The organism is Congzhengia minquanensis (genome assembly GCF_014384785.1).
GTDB classification, from domain to species: Bacteria; Bacillota; Clostridia; order UBA1381; family UBA9506; genus Congzhengia; species Congzhengia minquanensis.
The window spans coordinates 30100-52243 of sequence record NZ_JACRSU010000001.1 but is presented as its reverse complement, the minus strand read 5'-3'; the positions used below and the strand labels follow the sequence as shown (position 1 = coordinate 52243).

17 protein-coding genes, 4 tRNA genes and 1 pseudogene are annotated in these 22144 nt (G+C 41.5%); 11 read left to right on the top strand and 11 right to left on the bottom strand.

Going from position 1 to position 22144, the window contains the following annotated elements:
- The first annotated feature begins 841 nt into the window (after window positions 1-841).
- The 3 genes and pseudogenes from H8698_RS00280 to H8698_RS00270 all read left to right on the top strand — a co-directional run.
- Window positions 842-2083: a polysaccharide biosynthesis C-terminal domain-containing protein gene (locus tag H8698_RS00280; RefSeq protein WP_249310508.1), complete on the top strand. Its 1242-nt coding sequence runs from the start codon at window positions 842-844 to the stop codon at window positions 2081-2083.
- Window positions 2084-3265: a UDP-N-acetyl glucosamine 2-epimerase gene (locus H8698_RS00275; RefSeq protein ID WP_249310507.1), complete on the top strand. Its 1182-nt coding sequence runs from the start codon at window positions 2084-2086 to the stop codon at window positions 3263-3265. It abuts the gene before it with no gap.
- Between the two features lie 925 nt (window positions 3266-4190).
- Window positions 4191-4565: pseudogene (locus tag H8698_RS00270) on the top strand (UDP-N-acetylglucosamine 2-epimerase); the annotation flags it as partial.
- Between the two features lie 110 nt (window positions 4566-4675).
- Here the strand turns inward: H8698_RS00270 and H8698_RS00265 are convergent.
- Window positions 4676-5962: a glycoside hydrolase family 18 protein gene (locus tag H8698_RS00265; RefSeq protein WP_249310505.1), complete on the bottom strand. Its 1287-nt coding sequence runs from the start codon at window positions 5960-5962 to the stop codon at window positions 4676-4678.
- A 156-nt stretch (window positions 5963-6118) separates the two neighbouring features.
- On the opposite strand from H8698_RS00265, the gene H8698_RS00260 reads away from it, so the two are divergent.
- From H8698_RS00260 to H8698_RS00230, 7 genes are all read left to right on the top strand, one after another.
- A tRNA-Met gene (locus H8698_RS00260) sits at window positions 6119-6195 on the top strand.
- A gap of 41 nt (window positions 6196-6236) precedes the next feature.
- Window positions 6237-6311: transfer RNA gene (locus tag H8698_RS00255), tRNA-Glu, on the top strand.
- A 3-nt stretch (window positions 6312-6314) separates the two neighbouring features.
- Window positions 6315-6391, top strand: a tRNA-Ile gene (locus H8698_RS00250).
- A 57-nt stretch (window positions 6392-6448) separates the two neighbouring features.
- Window positions 6449-6524, top strand: a tRNA-Ala gene (locus H8698_RS00245).
- Window positions 6525-6754: 230 nt separating this feature from the next.
- Entirely contained in the window at window positions 6755-7927 is a 1173-nt protein-coding gene (locus tag H8698_RS13350; RefSeq protein WP_249310503.1) for a diguanylate cyclase domain-containing protein, read from the top strand.
- A gap of 117 nt (window positions 7928-8044) precedes the next feature.
- On the top strand, window positions 8045-9181 hold the full coding sequence (locus H8698_RS00235) for an aldo/keto reductase (protein WP_249310501.1): 1137 nt from the start codon (window positions 8045-8047) through the stop codon (window positions 9179-9181).
- Between the two features lie 18 nt (window positions 9182-9199).
- Window positions 9200-10330 carry an alginate lyase family protein gene (locus H8698_RS00230; RefSeq protein WP_249310499.1) on the top strand — a complete coding sequence of 377 codons (1131 nt, stop codon included), beginning with the start codon at window positions 9200-9202 and terminating at the stop codon, window positions 10328-10330.
- 26 nt (window positions 10331-10356) lie between these two features.
- On the opposite strand, the gene H8698_RS00225 is transcribed toward H8698_RS00230, so the two are convergent.
- From H8698_RS00225 to H8698_RS00190, 8 genes are all read right to left on the bottom strand, one after another.
- Window positions 10357-11148 (bottom strand): PHP domain-containing protein, encoded by a 792-nt coding sequence (locus H8698_RS00225; protein ID WP_249310496.1) that lies wholly within the window; start codon window positions 11146-11148, stop codon window positions 10357-10359.
- A 16-nt stretch (window positions 11149-11164) separates the two neighbouring features.
- Complete coding sequence (locus tag H8698_RS00220) at window positions 11165-12112, bottom strand: NAD(P)-dependent oxidoreductase (RefSeq protein ID WP_249310494.1); 948 nt, start codon at window positions 12110-12112, stop codon at window positions 11165-11167.
- 12 nt (window positions 12113-12124) lie between these two features.
- Entirely contained in the window at window positions 12125-12784 is a 660-nt protein-coding gene (locus H8698_RS00215; protein WP_177678162.1) for an HD domain-containing protein, read from the bottom strand.
- 127 nt (window positions 12785-12911) lie between these two features.
- A complete protein-coding gene (phoU, locus tag H8698_RS00210; protein ID WP_177678167.1) occupies window positions 12912-13556 on the bottom strand; it encodes a phosphate signaling complex protein PhoU in 645 nt (214 codons plus the stop codon).
- A complete protein-coding gene (gene pstB, locus H8698_RS00205) occupies window positions 13556-14308 on the bottom strand; it encodes a phosphate ABC transporter ATP-binding protein PstB (protein ID WP_249310492.1) in 753 nt (250 codons plus the stop codon). Before pstB ends, phoU begins: the two co-directional genes overlap by 1 nt.
- On the bottom strand, window positions 14301-15173 hold the full coding sequence (gene pstA, locus H8698_RS00200; RefSeq protein ID WP_249310490.1) for a phosphate ABC transporter permease PstA: 873 nt from the start codon (window positions 15171-15173) through the stop codon (window positions 14301-14303). Before pstA ends, pstB begins: the two co-directional genes overlap by 8 nt.
- Window positions 15166-16098, bottom strand: a complete 933-nt coding sequence (gene pstC, locus H8698_RS00195) for a phosphate ABC transporter permease subunit PstC (RefSeq protein WP_249310488.1) — start codon at window positions 16096-16098, stop codon at window positions 15166-15168. Before pstC ends, pstA begins: the two co-directional genes overlap by 8 nt.
- Before the next feature lie 13 nt (window positions 16099-16111).
- A complete protein-coding gene (locus H8698_RS00190; protein WP_177680601.1) occupies window positions 16112-16978 on the bottom strand; it encodes a phosphate ABC transporter substrate-binding protein in 867 nt (288 codons plus the stop codon).
- Between the two features lie 271 nt (window positions 16979-17249).
- Between H8698_RS00190 and H8698_RS00185 the strand changes: the two genes are divergently transcribed.
- Window positions 17250-19889: a carbohydrate-binding protein gene (locus tag H8698_RS00185; protein ID WP_249310486.1), complete on the top strand. Its 2640-nt coding sequence runs from the start codon at window positions 17250-17252 to the stop codon at window positions 19887-19889.
- Between the two features lie 45 nt (window positions 19890-19934).
- Here H8698_RS00185 and H8698_RS00180 read toward each other — a convergent pair whose 3' ends face one another.
- Both H8698_RS00180 and H8698_RS00175 read right to left on the bottom strand, forming a co-directional pair.
- Window positions 19935-20597: a helix-turn-helix domain-containing protein gene (locus H8698_RS00180; RefSeq protein ID WP_249310484.1), complete on the bottom strand. Its 663-nt coding sequence runs from the start codon at window positions 20595-20597 to the stop codon at window positions 19935-19937.
- A gap of 2 nt (window positions 20598-20599) precedes the next feature.
- The gene (locus H8698_RS00175) at window positions 20600-22060 is read right to left on the bottom strand and encodes a D-alanyl-D-alanine carboxypeptidase family protein (RefSeq protein WP_249310482.1); all 1461 of its coding nucleotides are present in this window, start codon (window positions 22058-22060) and stop codon (window positions 20600-20602) included.
- Window positions 22061-22144: the final 84 nt, after the last annotated feature.

The window sequence follows — 22144 nt, the reverse complement described above, 5'->3', positions numbered from 1 at the left end:
TACAGGTTTAATGTTTCACTTGGATATTTCACAGCATGTCAGGAATTATGATTTTCTTTTGGGCTATTGTAATTTTGAACCAACAATTCGCAACGTGATAAGCAATATCTTTTTAAACCATTTTGGTCGGGCAGTGATTATGTGGGACCATTCTGGACGATATGTTACGAATTATTCGGATATATAATAATGCTGAGGCTTTGTCTTCTATCAAAAGAAAAGAAATGGCGTAGAATTATGTATGTGATTTTTGCGGGTTTTCTGTTTTTGGCAGGGAAACCAAATTTTTTTCTTTTATATTTGGGACATTTGTAGCGGATTTATATTATTATCGTGAACCTGAACACCACATGGCTAGACAAAATATATACAGACGGAATTAGTAAAAAACGTTTTCTGATACCTGTATTTTTGGTCGGGACTTTTCTTGCATGCATTCCAAAGCAGAGTAACGGCGTATATCCTTATTTGACATCTTTTGTCGGAGAGGGCGTCTATCGCGCGGCGGGTATAGCGACATGTATGTGGTGCATTCTGAATTATGGATTTGTACTAAAGATATTAGAGGTTAAACCAATCGTGTAGATTGGAAAGATTTCTTTTACAACGTATGCGGTTCATTGGCCGTTGATGTTAAGATTGGAGGCAGGGTTATTTAAGGTATTCAGAGGATGCTATTCATACAATCAAGCTACACTTACTGCATTTGCGATTACATTACCATGTATACTTTTTATTTTATGGATTGTGTGGAGAACTGTAGAGAGCAACCAATGGATTAACAGTAAGCGAAAATGGTTAACGGATAAATTGAAAGGTTAAATATGATTGGAGCAGAGTTATGAAGATATTAGTGACCGGTGCAAAAGGCTTTGTCGGAAAGAATCTCGTGGCGAGTCTTGAGTGTATCCGAGATGGGAAAGACAGAGTACATAAAATAAAGGGACTAGACAATCCTACAGATTTACAGATTGTTTCCTATGACATTAGTTCCACGCAGGAAGACTTAGAATCCGCTTGCAAGGATTGTGATTTTGTATTTAATCTGGCAGGCGTGAACAGACCGAAAGACCAGTCCGAATTTATGAAAGGTAATTTTGGTTTTGCGTCTACTCTGCTTGATACCTTGAAGAAATACAACAATACTTGCCCTGTGATGCTTTCATCTTCTATCCAGGCGACACTGATTGGTCGGTACGGACAGTCGGATTACGGAAGATCAAAGCTCGCAGTGGAAGAATTATTTTTCAACTACAGCAAAGAGACAGGAGCAAAAGTCCTCGTCTATCGTTTCCCGAACCTTTTCGGTAAATGGTGCAAACCGAATTATAATTCTGCTGTGGCGACATTCTGCAACAACATAGCAAACGATCTACCGATACAGGTGAATGATCGGAGTACGGAATTAGAACTGCTTTATATCGATGATCTCGTAGAAGAAATATTGCTGGCTCTGAATGGAGAGGAAAATCACTGTGAATTTGACGGGGTGACTGCTATTGGTAAAACAGATGTACGGTACTGCTATGTGCCGACCACACACAAGGTTACCCTTGGCGAAATCGTGGATCTGCTGGAATCCTTTAAACAGCAGCCACAGACACTTGTGATGCCGCAGATACCAGAGGGCAGTTTTGCAATGAAGCTCTATTCAATGTATCTCTCTTATCTACCGAAGGAGAAAGTATCATTTCCGCTGAAGATGAATGTGGACAATCGCGGCAGTTTTACAGAGCTTCTCAAAATGGAATCCTGTGGTCAGCTCTCTGTTAACATCAGTAAACCGGGAATTACAAAAGGCCAGCACTGGCATCACAGTAAATGGGAGTTCTTCTTTGTCGTATCAGGCCATGGATTGATCCAAGAGCGGAAGATTGGTGTGGATGAGAACGGGAATCCTTACCCAGTTATCGAGTTCGAGGTTTCAGGTGAGAAGATAGAGGCGGTTCATATGCTGCCTGGATATACCCATAACATTATCAATCTGTCGGATACAGAGAACCTTGTGACAGTCATGTGGGCGAATGAGCAGTTTGATTCGAATCATCCGGATACATTTGGTGAGCCTGTGGAGGTGGAGTAATTGAACATACGAACGGACTACAGTGACATTCACTGGAAAGAAAATGGAAAATTAAAACTTTTAATCATTGTCGGCACACGACCGGAAATTATACGCTTAGCCGCTGTGATCAACAAGTGTCGCATCTACTTCGATACGATTCTAGCTCACACGGGTCAGAACTACGACTATAATCTAAACGGCGTGTTTTTCCATGATTTCAAGCTGGATAATCCGGAAGTCTATATGGGCGCAGCGGGAGATGACCTCGGAGCAACGGTCGGCAACATCATCAATTGCTCTTATAAGCTGATGAATACCATCCATCCGGATGCACTGTTGATTCTTGGAGACACTAATTCCTGCCTGTCAGCGATTGTTGCGAAGCGGCTGCATATTCCGATTTTTCACATGGAAGCCGGCAACCGTTGTAAGGATGAGTGTTTGCCGGAAGAAACGAATAGACGGATTGTGGATATCATCTCTGATGTCAACCTGGCTTATTCAGAGCATGCCCGTAAGTATCTTCATGAGTGTGGTCTGCCAAAAGAGCGTGTTTATGTGATAGGTTCTCCGATGGCAGAAGTTTTACACGCTAATTTAAAGGAGATTGAAGAATCAGATATTCACGCAAAACTCGGACTGGAGAAGGGAAAGTATATTCTGCTATCTACTCACAGAGAGGAAAATATCGATACTGAGAAGAATTTCCTGTCATTGTTCACAGCTATCAATACGTTGGCGGAAAAGTATAATCTTCCTATTCTTTACTCTTGCCATCCACGTTCTAAGAAACGTCTGGAAGCAACGGGCTTTAAATTGGATCCTTGTGTGATTCAGCACGAACCACTGGGATTCCATGACTATAATTGTCTTCAGATGAATGCTTTTGCTGTTGTATCAGATTCCGGGACTCTTCCCGAAGAGTCAAGTTTCTTTACGTCTGTTGGACATCCATTCCCAGCTGTGTGTATCAGAACATCTACAGAACGACCGGAGGCTTTAGACAAGGCGTGCTTTATCTTAGCCGGTATTGATACAAAACACCTCATTCAGGCGGTTTCTACGGCTGTGGATATGGTCGCTAACAACGATAACGGTATTCCAGTACCAGACTACATTGAAGAGAACGTCTCTACAAAAGTGGTGAAGATTATTCAGTCTTATACAGGCGTTGTAGATAAAATGGTGTGGAGAAAATGAAAGCTGTTTACAGTGACATCCAGGCATATTATTGCGTTGAAATCTTTCAAGATAAAGCTTGCGCTCGTTGAGAGCTTTAAGAAATTGATAGTTAATGGAGTGTATGTCTACGAACTGCACGGAGAGCTATGAACGCTTTGTATTGGTCTTTATTTTTGAATAGAGGGGCAGATTCTAATGAAATATATTCTTCTTGATACAAACATTATCTTGGATATGGTTGTTGATCGAAGAAACAATGTATCCAGCGCACTTCTGAAATTTTTATAAAGTTGCTTGACTTTTAAGTATTTAGAAAAAGAACTCAACAAGGTAGGAAAGAATATTCAAAAAACATTGGGCGCGATTGATAGTCCATATGGGGTCTCTTGTTATTCAATTGATGGACTTGACCTTAAGCAGGCTAAAAAACAATCAAAGTTATCATTGTCTCAGGCATACACTGCTTTTCAGAAAAATCGGGTTGATTATAAAACCGAGTTGCTCAATGTTGTTAAAATGGTTTTTGATTACAGAAACCTTGATTCACATTAAAAAGTATGTGGAAATACAATCAGAAGATAATTTATTTTGTTACAGGTAATACAGATGGTTTCTCTGAACTAAACGACAAAAATTTTATACATGATCATATTCTAACGTATCTGTCATCTGAAGGTATTGCCCAGCAGTTTAAATATGTTACCGGATTTGGATGTCTTATTGCGCTGAACTGAAAGACGATGTTAATGCCGCTAATGAGTTCTGAAAAAGTTACAATCAAACAGATGATGCCGATACCGAAGGAGTATGAGATCATGAGGAGCTTCAGACAGGACAACGGTCGGGAAGAGATGAAATCCGTGGCTGATGCAATGTATCCGTACTGCCTTACCCTGATTGAAGGTAAAGGTGATTACGATGATTATTAAAATTTCACAAAAATGTTATTCAAAACAAACCTTTGGGTTTTCATGATTATAACAATTTGCAGATGAACGCATTTGCAGTTGTATCAGATAGCGGAACATTGCCTGAAGAAAGCAGCTTCTTTCTGTCGATTGGAAGCCCGTTTCCTGCTGTGTGCATTCGCACAAGCACAGAGCGGCCCGAAGCCCTTGACAAAGGGAATTTTGTATTGGCTGGAATTACAACCGAACAGGTTTTGCAAGCGGTTTATACTGCTGTGGAAATGAATAAAAATGGCGATTTTGGCATACCTGTTCTGGATTATAGCGACGAAAATGTTTCAACGAAGGTTGTAAAACTAATTCAAAGCTACACAGGCGTTGTAAATAAAATGGTTTGGAGAAAGTACTAACACACGCTAACAAAGAACCCCGCAGATTTTGTTCTGCAGGGTTCTTTTGATACGGATGGCTTTTGACGCGTGCAAAATCCAACGGTTATTCCGAAAAAAATAAATACAGACTATTGCACAACCTTTTGAATTTTAAATTTTTGGCTTAGTAGTGCCCAATTTTGTGAAAACGGCCGCATCACATTCCAATATCCACCGCCCCGCAAAGCAAACTCAGAAATTAGGTTAAATTTTCCTAAAATACTACGTACGTCTTCAAACCACACGATGTGTTTGCTTCTATCTCTTGCGTAATATTCAAAAAAAGGCGATTGGGCAATTTCGTCAAATTGAATGGTTGCGCCGTTTTCTGCCGCAATGCGAATCGCTTCTTCATTTCCTATGCTGGTAGCACGGGTAACGCCTTTTTCATAAGGCAGCTTCCAGTCATATCCATAATTCGGAATTCCCAGCATGATTTTATTGGATGGAATTTGCGAAACAGCATAGGTTACCACCTGCTGCACGTTATTGAGAGGGGCCACAGCAAGCGGCGGGCCGTAAGTGTATCCCCACTCATATGTCATTATCAGCACGGTGTCTGCTATGGCACCCAGTCTGGCATAGTCATGTGCTTCATATAAAAGCCCCTCCTGGTTTGATGATGTTTTCGGCGCCAGGTCGACATTAACGCGATAACCGTTTTGATGCATTCTTTCAGTGGTGTTTCTAACAAAATCGATGAACGCCTCGCCGTCCTCAGGATTTACATATTCAAAATCAATGTCCAGTCCAAGATAGCCCTTTTCATCCATTACTGCAATCATATTGTTAATCACCGTGTTTTGAAGCCGTAAATCATTGAACAAAAGACTTGCCTTTTCACCGCTGAAATTACCGTCTTCAGTGATGGAGGAAATTAGCATAATAGGCGCCGTTTTATATTGATAGGCAAGATTTATGAGCGGTTGGTCGTCTATGGGAATAAGTTCCCCTGTTTCTGTGAATCCATAGCTAAACAGCGTCAGATCTGTAAGGTAGGGAAGTGCTCTGGTGAGAATTTCCCGGTCGATATATGGATATGCATAACCGTTAATATAAACGTTTCGCTCATTGCCGCCTTGAAAGCGAATTGTAATCTGTTGCCCTACGCGTAGCTGACGGTTTTGAATTAAATTTGGGTTTTTCTGAAGAAGTTCCATTTCTGTTGTGTTGTATACTGAGGCTATTGAGGCAAGTGTATCCCCTCTGCGCACGGTATGTATGATTTCAGGCACCAAAATGATAAGCGCCTGACCTTCAACTAAAAAGGGTTGTGCATTTAAACCGTTGTCCAAAATGATGCGCTGCGTGGAAACGCCGTAACGGTTCGCAATGCTCCATAAAGTATCCCCCAGCTGAACGACATGAATATACATTTTGTCATCTCCATTCATATTAAAAATTGATGTTTCTACTACTATCATATGTTGTTTTACAAAATCGTGAAACCAAGAATAAAAAATAGCATAAAATTTTCAAATTACTATTGACAACCAATTATATATATGCTATAATAGCTTTGTTGTGAATAGCGCGGGGTGGAGCAGTCTGGTAGCTCGTCGGGCTCATAACCCGAAGGTCGTTGGTTCAAATCCGGCCCCCGCAACCAATTCAGAAAGCCTGTAACCTTAACGGGTTACAGGCTTTTGTGGCCCGTTGGTCAAGCGGTTAAGACACCGCCCTTTCACGGCGGTAACACGAGTTCGATTCTCGTACGGGTCACCATTTGGGCCTTTAGCTCAGCTGGTTAGAGCAACCGGCTCATAACCGGTAGGTCCCGGGTTCGAGTCCCTGAAGGCCCACCAAGAAAACGACTTGCCGTGGGGCAGGTCGTTTTCAGTTAAATTTTTTATAAAGTAAATGGGGCATTAGCGCAGCTGGGAGCGCACAACACTGGCAGTGTTGGGGTCAGGGGTTCGAATCCCCTATGCTCCACCAAGACAATATGAAACAAAATCCTCAAGAATATTGTTTTTTGGGGGCGTATTCGACTATTTATTGAAAAGACGAAATAAATATGATACAATATACATATATTATTGAATCTATCGATCAAATTTATGGTTTATACACCTTTTTAAGCGTACCCTTCCGAAGTATGTATATAACCCCATTGCGGCAATCTCCGAATGATTGATAAACCGTTTTTAGCATTGGAGGGATAAAGTGTGTCAGCCATATATGGAACAATAACCATTATTGCATTTATTCTAATTGGTATATGCCTTTTAGTTGATAAACAAAAAGATCAGTATTTGTTGTTGCTGTTCATATCAATTTTCTTGGCAAATTTGGGGTATTTTTTAATATCCATTGCGCCAAGCCTGAACTTTGCCTTAAATGCAAATCGTCTTTCCTATTTAGGGCAAGTCTTTTTGCCTTATTTTCTATTGATGATGTTATTGACTATTTGTAAAATAGACCGTCCAAAATGGCTGAATCCCACACTAATTATAATCAGTATTGTAGTTTTGTTTATTGCTGCAAGCCCTGGAATCCTTCCTATCTACTATAAAACCGTTGAAATTGATCAATCAGAAGGTTTTACAAAAATTGTAAGAGAATATGGGATATTACATAAAATATACCTTGTTTATCTCATTTCCTATATGATCGCGCAACTATCTGTTGTCATTTATGCAATATGCAAAAAGAGAATTGTTTCCTATTTGCACGCAATATTCTTGCTTTCGGCAACTCTTTGCAACACTGTAATATGGCTTGTAGAAAAATTTATTCCGCGTAATTTTGAATTGCTTTCTGTGTCCTACATTATAACCGAACTGTTTATACTTCTGGTTTACGGAATCGTACAACAGTATGAGGCACTGAAACTTGAAAAGGAATACCTTGCCATGTTTGACAGTATGACGGGGCTCCTGAACAGCGGTACCGTGCAACAAAAAATAAGCGATATACTTGCTTCTGACAAAGGTTTAGAAAGTGCAATGCTGGTTATAGATGTGGATAATCTTAAAACAATTAATGATAGTTTCGGGCATCAAACCGGAACAGCTGCTATTTGTTCAGTTTCAAATAGCCTTAAAAAGACGTTCCAAGCAACAGATATTTTAGGTAGATATGGCGGGGATGAATTTGTCGTATTCCTGAAAGAATTTCACGGGGGGCGGAAACAGCTTGAGGAAAAATTGCAAAGCATACTTCAAGAAATATCTTCCCAAAAAATTAAAGAACAGAATGACTTAAAGGTAACCTGTACGATTGGCGCAGCTTTTGCAACAGAGGAAACTAAGAGGTTTGAAACACTCTTTATGAGAGCGGATAAAGCGCTCTATCAAGCAAAGCAAAGCGGTAAGAATACCTATCTTTTCTATGAATAATTTAAATTTTTATCAAAAGAGTGTAACATTGAAGCACACTCTTAAATGTGGCAGGCCTTTATGGCCTGTCTTTTTCACAATGTATATTTTGAACTAACAATGTTGAGGAGGATAAAAATGATTTATCGAAATTTTCAGGGAGAAAGTCTGTCCATGCTTGGATTTGGGGCCATGCGCCTGCCAACCGTGAACGGGGTTGAAGCAAATATTAATGAAGCGTTGGCCCAAAAGATGGTAGACGAGGCCATTGCTAACGGCGTGAATTATTTCGATACCGCATGGGGATATCACGACGGGAATTCCGAATGGTTTATGGGAAAGGCGCTGAAAAAGTATAACCGAAGTTCGTTTTTTCTTGCAACAAAATTTCCAGGATATGATCTGTCTTCATTTGGCCGGCATGAGGAAATTTTTGAAAAACAGCTTGAAAAGTGTCAGGTTTCCTATTTTGATTTTTATCTTTTCCACAATGTTTGCGAGCTGAACATTGACGCATACTTGGATAATGATACATATAAAACATACGATTATTTAATGGAGCAAAAAAGAAACGGGCGAATTCGCCACCTTGGATTTTCTGCACACGGCACACTGGAAACAATGAAACGTTTTCTTGAGGCCTATGGAAGCGACATGGAATTTTGCCAAATTCAATTAAATTACCTTGACTGGGAATTTCAAAATGCAAAGGAAAAAGTCGATCTACTGAATGAATATCATATTCCGATTTGGGTAATGGAACCGTTGCGCGGTGGAAAGCTTGCGCGGCTGTCTGAGGAGCAGGAAAACATGCTGCAGGCATTTCGACCGGAAGCAAAAATTCCGTCTTGGGCGTTCCGCTTTTTACAGACGATTCCGGAGGTTACAATGATTCTTTCCGGTATGTCTGACGAAACCCAGCTTTTGGATAATATTCAAACATTTGAAACTGAGCAGCCATTATCTGAGGCCGAATTAAAGGTGTTGTTTCAAATCGCAGACGAAATGACAGGCAAAACTACTGTTCCATGCACCGCATGCCGCTATTGCACCAGCCATTGCCCGCAGGGACTGGATATTCCATATTTGCTGGAGCTTTATAATGAGCATACATTTACAAAAGATTTTGCTTTCATTGCGCCTATGGCGCTTCAGGCGTTAACACCCGACAAGCAGCCCGGGGCTTGTATTGGCTGCAGGAGCTGTGAAGCAGTTTGTCCGCAGCAGATTAAAATTTCGGAGATTTTATCTGATTTTAACCATAAAGTAAATTAAGAAAGGCTGGTAGCCGGCATGTCCTACTTGTTTATGAAAGCAGAAGATATTATTCATATAAAAGAAAAATTAAATGGTAATTCGGAGCTGCAGCAGACTTTGAAAAATAAAGCAGATACGCTTATGCAAACGCCGCCTTTAAGCGTTACCTTTCATAAAAGTCCTGCCGCAAGCGGAAATTCTCACGATTACTTCAGTGAAGGCCCTTATTGGTGGCCGGATGAAAAAAATCCGGGAGGGCCATATATTCGGAGAGACGGAGAGGTAAACCCGAATAGGTTTAACCATCATTTCGAGGATATGCAAACGCTGAGTGATGTTATTGCTGGTTTGGCCCAGGCAGGCTTGTTTTTAGAAAGTGATGAGTATATGCAAAAGGCAGTATCGCTGGCTGAAATTTGGTTTGTGAATAAAGCAACAAAAATGTCACCCCATTTGGAGTATGGTCAGGCTGTGCGCGGCATTTGTGACGGGCGAAGCATAGGCATTATCGATACTGCACAGTTGATTAAAGTTGTTGCAGGACTAAATCTCATTGAGCAAACCGGCAAATTCACAGAACAAATAGAATTGGTGAAAGACTGGTTCCGCGATTATGTTTACTGGATGAACCACAGCAAAAAAGGACTTGAAGAGAAAAACTATTTTAACAACCATGCCAACTGGTGGAATACACAGGCTGCGGTGTTCAGTGCCTTTGCGGGTGATGATGCACTTATGAACGAATGTTTTGAAAAATATCGAACTGACGTCATTCCAAATCAGACAAACAACGAAGGTGCGTTCAGCGACGAACTGACACGGACAATTTCCTACTTTTATACGCTTTTTAATCTCGAAGCATGTGCAATTACCTGCGAACTGGCGTATCACAAGGGCGTGGATTTATGGAACTTTATAACCAAAGAGGGGAAAGGAATAAAAAAAAGTATTTCGTTTTTTAAACCCTATTATATTAATCCGTTTCTATGGCCTCATCAACAGCTTAACGCACACAAAGGTGTTATGCGCGAATGGCTGCCCATGCGTCTTGCTGCACTGCACTTTTGCGACGAGGAGCTTCGCAGGGCGAATCAATTCCGGCGGGAAGACATGAAACCATTTACCACGACCTGTAATTTGGGATTGTTAGATTTAATTCAAGAATAAAAAAAGCGGCTAAAGCCGCTTTTTTGTTATCTTGCAAATTCTGCAATATCCTCCGGTTTTAATTCTAACAGGCAGGCAATCACATAGTTTTTAAAAAAACCATCGTGTCCCGTGCTTCTGTGAGAATCGGAACCGAACACAAATTTGCAGCCGGCAGACTTTGCAATGCTCAGCATATGAAGCATAGGATCTGTTCGAATTTCTCCTATTGATTTACCTGCAAACGCCCCGGCATTAATTTCAACTGCAATGTTTTTCTCTTTGGCAGCGCGAAAACAGTCGGAAAACTCCTGATCGGTAATCAGACGGACTAGCTCCCGATTGTCATAGGGGCAGGCTACCGCACAAAAGGGGTGTGGAATGGTGGTGACATATTTGCTTACAGGTGATTCAACTATGTTATAAAACCGTTCCAGCATAAATTCTGCGTGTTTCCGGTGGGGTTCATAACAATCTTTGGGCATAGTGAGATGTGTGTGCGACTGCGGTACAATTAAAAAGTCAAGCTGTTCGGCAACTTCTTCGCTGACAGCCACCGTTCCGTTTTTATCACATTCTGTTTCGCAGCCAAAAAGAATTTCAATGCCGCCGGCATCTAGTGCCTTGACCTCTTCCTTAATTTGCGAAATATGCTCATAGGTCAGCTTTCGATAGTCCGGAATTGTGCATTCCACAGCGCTGTCCCACATATGGTCGGCAAAACCAATTTTTTTCAGGCCCAGCTCGTGAGCTTTTTGTATGTAGTGTTCAGCTGTGGCCGTAGCGTCGGCACAGGGGGAATAGTGTGTGTGGATATGCATATCATGGTCGATAAACATTTAAAAACCTCCTTTTTTAAACCAAGCGGTTGCGGTGCTCACCGCTATAAAATGCTTTGATGTTGAGTACAATTTCATTGAGGCAGCGCTGTCGGGCTTCCAATGCGCCCCAGGCCATGTGGGGTGTAAGACAAACGTTTGGGAGATCAAGCAGGGCAGTGTATGGATGGTTTTCAGGAAACGGTTCCGCCGAATATACGTCAATTCCCAATCCACCGATTTTTTTGTCTAAAATTGCTTTTGCCAAGGCTGTCTCGTCTGCTATGGCTCCCCTTGACACGTTGATGAAGATGGCATTTCGCTTCATGGACGCAATTCTTTCTTCATTGATTAACCCTCGTGTTTCCTTGCTCAGCGGCAAATGGACGGATATAATATCTGCGTTTTGCAATAAATAATCAAGGGCGCAGCAGGGATAGTCTTCGTCCGGGGTACGTCTAAAGCCAATTACGCGACAGCCCATAGCCTCTGCTGTGCGCGCCACCTGTTTTCCTATGTTTCCCAGGCCGATAACGCCCCAAACCTTACCGAACAGCTCGTGATAAACGGGGGTAAGCCGGTTTGCAACACCGCTTTTTGAATACTGCCCACAGTCTACAAACGCGCTGTATTCCGGCAAATGGGTGTAAAGCGACAAAGCCATTGCAAGCGTTACCTGTGCAACGCTGTGTGTGGAATAGCCAACCACATTGCACACAGCAATACCGTGCGCTTTGCAATATGCCAAATCAATGTTGTCATAACCTGTGGCGGCAACACAAATTAGCTTCAGGTCATGAGCATTTTTTAAATTTTGTTCATTTATTTTTATTTTGTTAATAATGATCACGTTGCTGTCTGCAATGTGTTCTGCAACCTCATGGGGCAATGTGTTTTGGAACACAACGATATCGCCAAATTCTTTCAGCAAATCGAAGTTTAAGTCGCCGCCCAGAGTTTCGGCATCGAGCAATGTAAGTTTCATTTCCGTCACTCCTTAAATTAACTGCTGCTCATTAATAATCAGCTTAAATTCCAGTCCCAGCTTTTCCGCTGCCTTGCGGCAAAGAATCATTCTGTCCATAAAAATCTCAAAATAGTCCATAATAGAACCAAAGTGATTATCTAAAAATAATTTAAGCTTAATAATTGTTTTTTCCTCGTTGATTTTCACAACGGATTTTTTCACAGAGTAGTTTACCCTGTCGTGAATATCGAAGGAGGTAAAATCCTGGTTTCTTACGCGGCTTCTGCGCACGTCGGTCTTGTCGCCTAAAATTAGTGCGGCGGCAATATGGTTTACGGCAACGCCGGTGCCCTCATCGTGATTTCCAATTGCAGTTGCAATCAGTGCAATATCTTCCGCCGGCATTTGCATTTTATCCAGAATTCGGAATGCTAAAATTGCGCCGCTCTGAGAGTGTTCAATTCTGTTTACCAAATTTCCAATGTCGTGAAGATAGGCGGCAATCTGCACAAGCTCTACGTCGTGAGCAGGGTAGCCCAGGGTTTCTAAAATATATTTCGACGTGTTTGCTACGGTTGTAACATGGGCAAAACTATGCTCGGTAAAGCCCAGCGCAACCAGCGATTTGTCCGCTTGGGCGATATATGTCCGAACGGCTTCGTTGTTTTTAATATCTTCAAATGTAATCATATTGTTTTCTCCTTAACGAATCGATCTTAATTTAAGTCATTATATCAGAATTGCGCTAAAAAATCAAATAAATAATAAAAATAAAAGGGCAAACAATGCCCTTTTATTATTATTATTTCAACTGAAACTATTCCACATGTGTTCCCTCAATAGAAAATAGAACCCATTCGGCAATATTTGTTGCATGGTCTCCGATACGCTCAAAATATTTTGCAACCATTAAAAGGTCAACAGCGCCGTTGCAAACGGAAACATCCGTTCGCATAATTTCAATTAAATCAGATTTAACCTTTTCAAACAATGCGTCTACAATGTCGTCGTCATCAATCACCTTTTGCGCCAGCTGAATGTCTTTTTTTACAAAGGCCTTAATGCTTTCGTTCACCATTTGAATGGTTTCTTTTTCCATTTGGCTGATGTGTTCTAAATTGCTGACGGCGAGCAATTCAGAATCCATCATGGTGATTTCAGAAATATCCGAGGCCATGTCGCCAATGCGCTCCATGTCCGTTATCATCTTTAAAGCGGAGGAAACCTTTCTTAAATCTGTTGCCACAGGTTGCTGATGCAGCAGCAGACGCAGACAAATCGCCTCAATGTCCTTTTCCTTCTGGTCAATTTCCGAATCGAACGCTATGGCCTGCTGTGCCAAATCTTTATCGTTTTTGCGCAGCGCGTCAACCGCGCTTGTAATCGCTTTTTCTACTAAAAATCCCATTTCTGTCAGTTCGTTGTTTAAAATTTCTAACTGCTCGTCAAATTTAATGCGCATTAACCAAACCTCCCTGAAATATAGTCTTCTGTCCGTTTGTCGGTTGGTGCGGAGAAGATATTGTCTGTGGTATCAAATTCCACAATTTCACCCACCAAGAAGAACGCGGTGTAGTCGGATACGCGGGCGGCCTGCTGCATATTGTGGGTTACAATTACTATGGTATAATTCTTTTTTAAATCTTCCATTAAATCCTCAATTTTTGAGGTGGATACGGGGTCTAAGGCAGAGGTTGGCTCGTCCATAAGCAGAACTTCAGGATAAACAGCCAGCGCCCGGGCAATACAAAGCCGCTGCTGCTGCCCGCCGGAGAGGCCTAAGGCAGATTTTTTCAGCCGGTCTTTTACCTCATCGAAAATGGCAGCGCCGCGCAGACTTTCTTCCACAATTTTATCAAGCTCGTGTTTGTTTTTAATACCGTGAATGCGCGGGCCATAGGCAATGTTGTCATAAATGCTCATCGGAAATGGATTTGGCTGTTGAAACACCATGCCAACACGCTTTCTTAAAACCGTTGTGTCCACTTTCGGGTCGTAAATATTCTCGCCGTCTAACCGAACTTCGCCTGTTATTTTTACGCTGTCAATTAAATCATTCATGCGGTTCAGCGTCTTTAAAAAGGTCGATTTTCCGCAGCCGGAAGGGCCAATCAGAGCGGAGATGGAATTGGCCTGAAGGCTTATGTTTACGTCTTTTAACGCATGGTTGTCGCCGTAAAACAGATTTAAGTTTTTTGCATCAATCTTACCCATTGTTCATTCTCCTTGTAATGTCGTTCTTTTTGGTAACGGCGTGGGTTAAAAAGTTAATTAACAGCACGATAATTACCAATACGGCTGCAATTCCAAACGCAATGTCATATTCACCCTTTGACATACTTAAGTAAAGCTCAATTGTAAGGGTTCCGCCGGATTCAAATATTTTTGAAAAGACAGAGCGGGGAAGCAGATATCCGGAACCTGCAGTAAACAGGAGCGCCGCCGATTCGCCCACAATTCTGCCGATTGCCAGAATTACCCCTGTGATAATTCCAGAACTTGCACAGGGAAGCAGAATGGTACGAATCATGTGCCATTTTTCTGAACCCAGTCCCAAAGCGCCGCTGCGCCAGGAAGCAGGAACGGTTTTTAAGGCCTCTTGGGTGTTTCGGGTAATCAGCGGCAATACCATGAGCGTTAGCGTCAGTGAGCCGGTTAAAATAGAATATTCCAGGCCCAGCGTATTTCCGAAAAACACCATGCCGAACAGTCCGAAAATAATGGAGGGAATGCCTGCCAGGGTCTCTGTTGTAAACTCAATCATTCTCACAAATTTTCCCGGTTTGGCATATTCATTTAAATAAATGGCCGAACCAATGCCAATGGGCGTTGCGATGATGAGGGTTATTACAATGATATAAAGCGTATTTATAATGTTCCCGGCAATTCCTTCCGTTTCTTCCAGTGCACTTCGAACTGTGGTGAGAAACTGCCAGTTTACCACAGGAAGCCCCTTAACAAAGACGTAAATGATAATGCCTGCCAGCAAACACACAGAAAATGCCGCAGAAAGGTAAATAAAAAAATATAATATTTTATCTGATACACGTTTTCTTCTTTTTGTGAGAGAGTTATCCATTTTTTAAATCCCCTCTCTTTAAAAATTTGGTTAGTCCGAGATTTATCAGACTGATAAACAGAAACAGAACCAGACCGATTGTGAACAGCACCTGCCTGTGCGTGCCTTCTGAATATCCCATTTCACTTACGATTGCCGTGGTTAAAAACCGGACGGAATTAAAGGGCAGAGGAAGATTAACAGAACCGCCAGAAACCAAGGTGATTGCCATAGCCTCGCCGATTGCACGGCCTATTCCTAAGACAACCGCGGTCATAATTCCCGATTTTGCAGCGGGGATTTGCACTTTAAAAATAGTTTGTATTTTTGAGGCGCCCAATCCAAGTGACGCTGATTTTAAATATCCCGGCACCGCCCGCAGGGAAGCCTCAGAAATATTAATAACGGTGGGCAAAATCATGACTGCCAGCACCAAAACTGCGGAAATCAGGTTTGCACCACCGGTAAACTGGTGCGTTGTGCTGCCTTCAAACAGTTTCAGCTCCAGCTTATACATCAAGGGATTTAAAATCATAATACCCAAAAGTCCGTAAATGACGGAAGGAATGCCTGCCAAAAGCTCAACCGCAGGTTTTACGACGGCAATGAGCTTTGGCGGGGCAACTTCTGACAAAAATACCGCAGTTAGAATTCCAATGGGAACGCCGATTAAGATTGCCGCAAAAGTTCCGACAATGGATGTAAGGATAATGTAAAGGATTCCAAAGGAGGGGGCGGCGGCCGTTGGTTTCCATACCGAGGAGAAGAGAATTTCGGTGATACCGACCTTTTGAAGGGCCGGAAGTCCATTTAAAATCATATATAACGTAATGGAGAATACGGCGCAGATTGCAACCAATGCACATGCGGTAAATATTATTTTTGCCGCATTCTCAATTACGGATTTTTTATTATTTTTGTTTATGATTGACGTTTGATTGCTCATTCTGCACCGGTCCTTATTTTACGGTGATTAAACCCACCTTTTGGATAATTTTTTGGCCAGCATCGGATTCAATATAGTCAAACCATGCTTTTACCAGTTCGTTCTGCTGAGAAATTTCGCCTTTTGTCGCCATAATAAACGGTCTTGACAACAAATATTTGTCGTCTTTAATATTCTGTTCGGTAGGCTCTACACCATCAATTTTCAATGCAGTTACAGAGTCGTCTAAAACATCTAACGAAACATACCCAATAGCGCCGGGAGTTGAAGCAACCTTAGCCATCACTGCGCCGGTGCTGTCTAATTCATTTGCATAGGCACATTCATTTTTTAACTCAAGAATTTCCTCAAATGCATCCCGTGTGCCGGAGCCGGCTTCACGTCCTACCACTACAATTGCGCCGCCGGACGCGCCAACATCGCTCCAGTTTTTTGTTTCGCCTTTATAAATGCTGACGAGCTGGTCTTTTGTCAGTTCTTCCGCGCTGCCTTTGTTAACAATGACCGCAATACCGTCAATTGCCACAATGTTTTCTGCAATCCCTGCTGACTTTTCACTGTCCTTTAAAGCTCTTGAGGAATTGCCAATATTGGAAGAACCAGAGGTTACGGCCTCAATTCCGGCAGAAGAACCAATAAATTCTGCTGTGACGGACACCTTGGGGTTTTCTGCCATAAAACTTTCTGAAAGTGCATTGGCCAGTTTTTCCATTGAAGTGGAGCCTGCCATTTTGATTGTGCCGGAAAGCTTTGCTTCTGAATTTGTTCCAGCGGTGTTCGCTGCAGAATTGTCACCGCCTTTATTTGTGCCGCAGCCGGAAAGAAGAGCCGCCATTAAAATACCTGAAATTAAAACTGCTAAAAATTTTTTTGTTTTCATAAATCATTTCTCCTTTTTATAAGTAGTTTGTGCAATCGTCTGTTTGACAATACTATTATCTTTTATTTTTGTAAAAACTGAAAGATATAATATGTTAAAATAATGTAAAAGAAAAAAAGAAATTTAAATTTTATGAAAAATTTTGGCGTTTTGTAAAGTTTTAGTAAAAAATATTTCTTTTCTTTTAATAAAATGCACAAATTTACTTGCTTTTATTTTAAATTTTTGATACAATAAACTAAATTCAATAAATAAGAAAGGGAGAGATTTTATGGAATTTCATGTTAAAAAGAAATTTGCCATGCTGTTATCCTTAATAATGGTTTTGGCAACCTGTGCCGTGCAGGTTAGCGCGGAAAGCACAGTTAGTGTCAAACAGGTAGACGCAGACACCAACTTTTCCCGAATTGAATTCACAACAACAACCGACGGGGAACCGGCAAGCGGAGTAACGGTTTTGGCCGGAGAGGAATATTCGTTTACCTTTACGCCCCAGAAAACGGGCAGCTATTCTGCTTGGTTTTTAAGACCACAGTCGTTTCAGGTTAGCGATAGTTCTAACACCATCGCCTTTTCCGTTGAAGATTCCGACGGCGTGATTTACGATGTGCCAAGCTATAAAGCATTGTATCACAGTCAGATGGCAGGCATAAACCCAGTGCTTGAGCGGATCAACGGGGCTGCAGGCGCTTCCCCGAGAAATTTTGACCTAACCGCAGGTGTGGAGTATACCGTAAAAATCACGCCTTCGGCGGATTTGGCGCCCTTATATTCTGTTGATTTCAGGTGTCTGGATCTTCCTATTAACGATAAAACAGCTATTTCTCCGGCAGATATTACGAACACGAGCATTACGGACAATGCTGCCATTGTCAGAATCCCTGCTTCTTTTGAAGGCGCGACTGCAATTGACCCTGAATATACGCTTGTGGGCAATTATGCTGCAGTTGACCTTGCAAGAAAAGACTCGCAGTATCGTTCCATGCACCCGGGCACCAGTTGGGTGGAATATACGTTAGATGTGGAAACTCCAGGGGTTTATGCGATTACTACTTATACCGGAACATATGGCTTTTCCGGAACAAAAATTATTCAAAATCACTTTTCGTTAGACGGTGTTTTGATTACCTCCTTTTCAAAGGAAGTTGAACCGGCAGGACAAAAATTTTTTGAAACTACATCTCAGTTTTATTTGAGCGGTGGAAGGCATACTTTAAAGATTTCAACTGCCGGTTCGCAGCAAGGAGCTTACATTGGTGCAATTAAGTTCGACTTGCAAACAGAAGCAAACAACATGTCTGTTTTAGATGTTTCAGACACCAGTGCGCCTGTCTTTGCTACGGAACCTTTTTTTGCCGGCAGCGCTGGAGCCATTAATGCAGACAAATATTGGACCATTAACAATGGCGAGTCTATTTCGCTCAAATTTAAAAGCGACACTGTAAAGACTTTGGAACTGTATGCTAAGAAAATTGAAGTACCTGAAGGGGCATCCATTGAATATGTATTAGACGCGGAAGCTCCAGTGGAAACGCCGCTGATGAAATATGGCACGATTTTTGAAGATAAAGAAATTACCGATGGCGAGCATACGCTGACCATTACCTCGAAAACTGATGGTGTTAAAATAAGCACACTGTCTTTCCGCGAGAAATTAACACAGAATCCTGCTATCACCGACATTGCTTCAGAGGGAGACACAGCAATTGACCTGTTTTCTTATACGTCTAGTTCCGGAGATGTCTGCGCAGCAAATGAGGGCACATCTCTGGGATTTGGAGCAGGGAGCGAAATTAAATATACCATTAATATTCAAAAGGACGGGCTTTATACGGTCTATATGAACTCCTTAACCCCTCAGTGCGGTTTTGATATTTATGTAGATGACGGTTCGGAACCGCTGACAGGCTTTATGCATAAATATATTGAAAGCAATGGCACAAACAGCGATAAAGTGCCGCTTTACGATAATACCAACGTTTCGTACAACAGAGTAATTGACCGTCAATTAATTATGTATGGTGTGCAGCTTAATAAAGGTGAACATACCTTTACCTTAAAGTTTAATAACGGTTATAAGAGCACATCGTCCACCACACCGCCTGTTGAGATAACAGATGATGAGAATTTTATGAGCATTGTAAATCAGCTTTGGGTAAGCAGAATGGACCCGGAAGTTGGAAGCACCAATGAGGTGATTATCCGTGCTTGGGACGCTACTGCAGATGGTCCGAAAAACTCCGGATGGTCTTATATCAATCAGTTTGGACAGGGCGGAGAACAGATAATTGACGGGAAATCCTGCAGAAGCACCGTATTCATGAATGGCCTGGCATATACCTACACATTCATTGCAGAAAGCGACGGATATTACGACTTCAGCGCATATATTAAAGACCATGCAGCAAGCGAAACTGTGCCCAATGCGTTTTATACGCTCAGTGTTGACGGTGGGGAAGCGGTAAATGTACCTGTGCCGTTCAGCGGCGGGTCAAGCTTTTTAAAGACCACAGCAGAAAAAATCTATTTAACAGCTGGCAGTCACACCTTTAAAATTGTCGCAGAATCGGCAAACATACCGGGTGTTAACAGGCTCTATTCCATCAGCCTGGCAAAATCGGGTGTAAATTCTGTTGTAGTAGATAAAACATCAAACACTGCGGCAGTTGACGCATATTTTGACGCGCCGTACACTGGCACCGCCATGGTTGCTCTGTATAACGACGCGAAAGAACTGGTAGGAATTTATCAGAGTACTGTTTCAAACGCCGATTTGATTACTGCTAATATTGCATATACGGGTGTGCCCACGATGGCAAAAGTGTTTATCTGGGGCGATTTAACAAACGTGAAACCGCTGGTCAAAAACATTGAAATTGCCAGCACAGATGAAAATTGGATTGAAAAATAAATATAAAGAAAAGACGGTGAACCATAAATTGGTTCACCGTCTTTTCTATGCGTTTGGAGAAAAAGTAGCAAAAACAACCTTACCCAGCACAACAATCTCATCGTCCTTGCTTTTATATTTAAAACTTTCAGATGTTTGGTCTGTAGCAAGGGTTATTTTGTTGGTTTCCCAAAAAACCCGCCTGACTGCGATTTTCATGTTTCTTTTTAATAAAACAGCAGCAAGCTCACCGTTGTTAGTCTCTAAACAAGAAGCAAATATTACAATGCTTTTTTTCGTAATTCCCGACTGAGCCAAAAGCTCGTCTGAAATATAAACGGCATAACAATCCATGTCCCCATAAACCGGAAAGGGGAAGGTGAGGCTACCGTTAAAATTGTCGTTTCTGTAAATGATATCAGCGGAAACAAGCTTGTCTGAAAAGAGCGGGACCTGATAGACATCAAATTTATCTTCTCTAAAATTCTGGTTGACTGGTTCCGGCGGCTTTTTTATGAGCGTCTCAATTGGAACGTCAAAAGCCTGTGCTATTTTTGACAGCACTTCGGTTCTAGGAACAGAAATTCCAGCGATGTAATTACTAATTGCAGATTTTGATAACCCAAGCAAAGTAGCTAAATCTTTATTTTTTAAGTTGTTTTTATTCATTAGCCGTTTTAAATTGGATGAAAACACATTTTTGTCAAAATCGTTGGTAATGCTACCCATGATCACCTACCACCCCTGTTATGTTGTTTTCTGAAACGGCGCATTCTGGCAATACGTCGCTTTTCTTTTATGCGCCTTAAAAGAATAATTACAACAACTACGCCCAAAATGAGCAAAAACCAAATGTTCAGAATATAAGACAAAAATTGTTTTACATAGCTTCTCGAAACATTACGGCTTGCATACAGCTTTGCTGTGGAAACCTCCTGCTTATCATAATAATATTTAATTTCCCCCAATTCCTCCCCCTCTTTAATGGGGGCGGCAATGCCATCGTATATCTTAATTTCACTTGTTAAAAGCTCAGAATTAAAATTTTCGCGCGGCAAAAGTATTTTAACGTCCTGATTGGCTTTCAGCACCAAATGGGATTTGCCGGCGGCCCATTTCACATTGCAGGTTGAGGCAAGCTCATCGGCAGTTAAAGCGGTTTTAATGCGATATTTTGAATATGCATATTCAAACAAATTTTTTGTGTCAATAAATGCCCGTTCCGGATCATTTTCCGGTGCGTGAAACACTACCGTAACCAAATCCATTCCGCTTCTTTGCGCACTTCCAACAAGGCATTGTCCGGCACTGTCAGTATATCCTGTTTTAATGCCGTTGGCATATTGATATTGCAGTTTTAAGCTACTTCTTACATTGATTAAAGAGTTCCTTGTAGAAAACTTTCGTACCTTATCGTACTTATTTGTCGGTTGGATTTCGACAGATTTCGTTGAAACAATTTTTGCAAAAACAGAGTTTTTCATTGCTTCCTGCGCAATAATTGACATGTCGTATGCGGTGGTGTAGTGGTTATCGTCGTGATAACCGTGGGGATTTGCAAAGTGCGTATTTGACATTCCCAAATCTTGGGCAGTTTGGTTCATTAAATTAACAAAATCGGAAATGGAACCGGAAACAGCCTCGGCCAAAACATTGGCCGCATCGTTTGCAGACTGAACCAAAAGCGCATATAACAGTTCTTCTGTAGTTAACACTTCACCTTCAATAATCCCCATTTTAGAACTGTCGCTGGCGATACTGACTGCTGTTTTACTGGCAGTGATTTCAGACGTGAAATCCAGCCGGTTTAACGCGATGTATGCCGTCATAATCTTCGTGGTGCTGGCGGGATACATCCGCTTATTCGAATTTTTTTCATATAAAACTTTGCCGGTATTGCTGTTTATCAAAATTGCGGCGTCTGATTGTACGTCTGGTTGGTTCGATGTTTCATTGCTATCCGCATCATTTTTTGAATTAGACGCGTCATCGGGTTCGTTGCTATTACTGTCGCTCGTGTCCGTCTTTTTATCTGAACTGTCATCTGCAGTTTTCTTGCGGTTGCTTTTATCGCTGCTGCTTTGTGTTGTTTGCGGTTCTGTGCTCTTTGTGCTTTCTTCAGCGTAAGAAATGCTGTATATATTAGAAACAGTTAGCATTAAAATTAGCATAACGGAGAGGATATTTCGCATTTGTATTCTCCTTAGAAAATATATTCTATTCTATTATATTACATTTAATTTTAATTTTCAACATAAAATATATTTTTTTTCTTT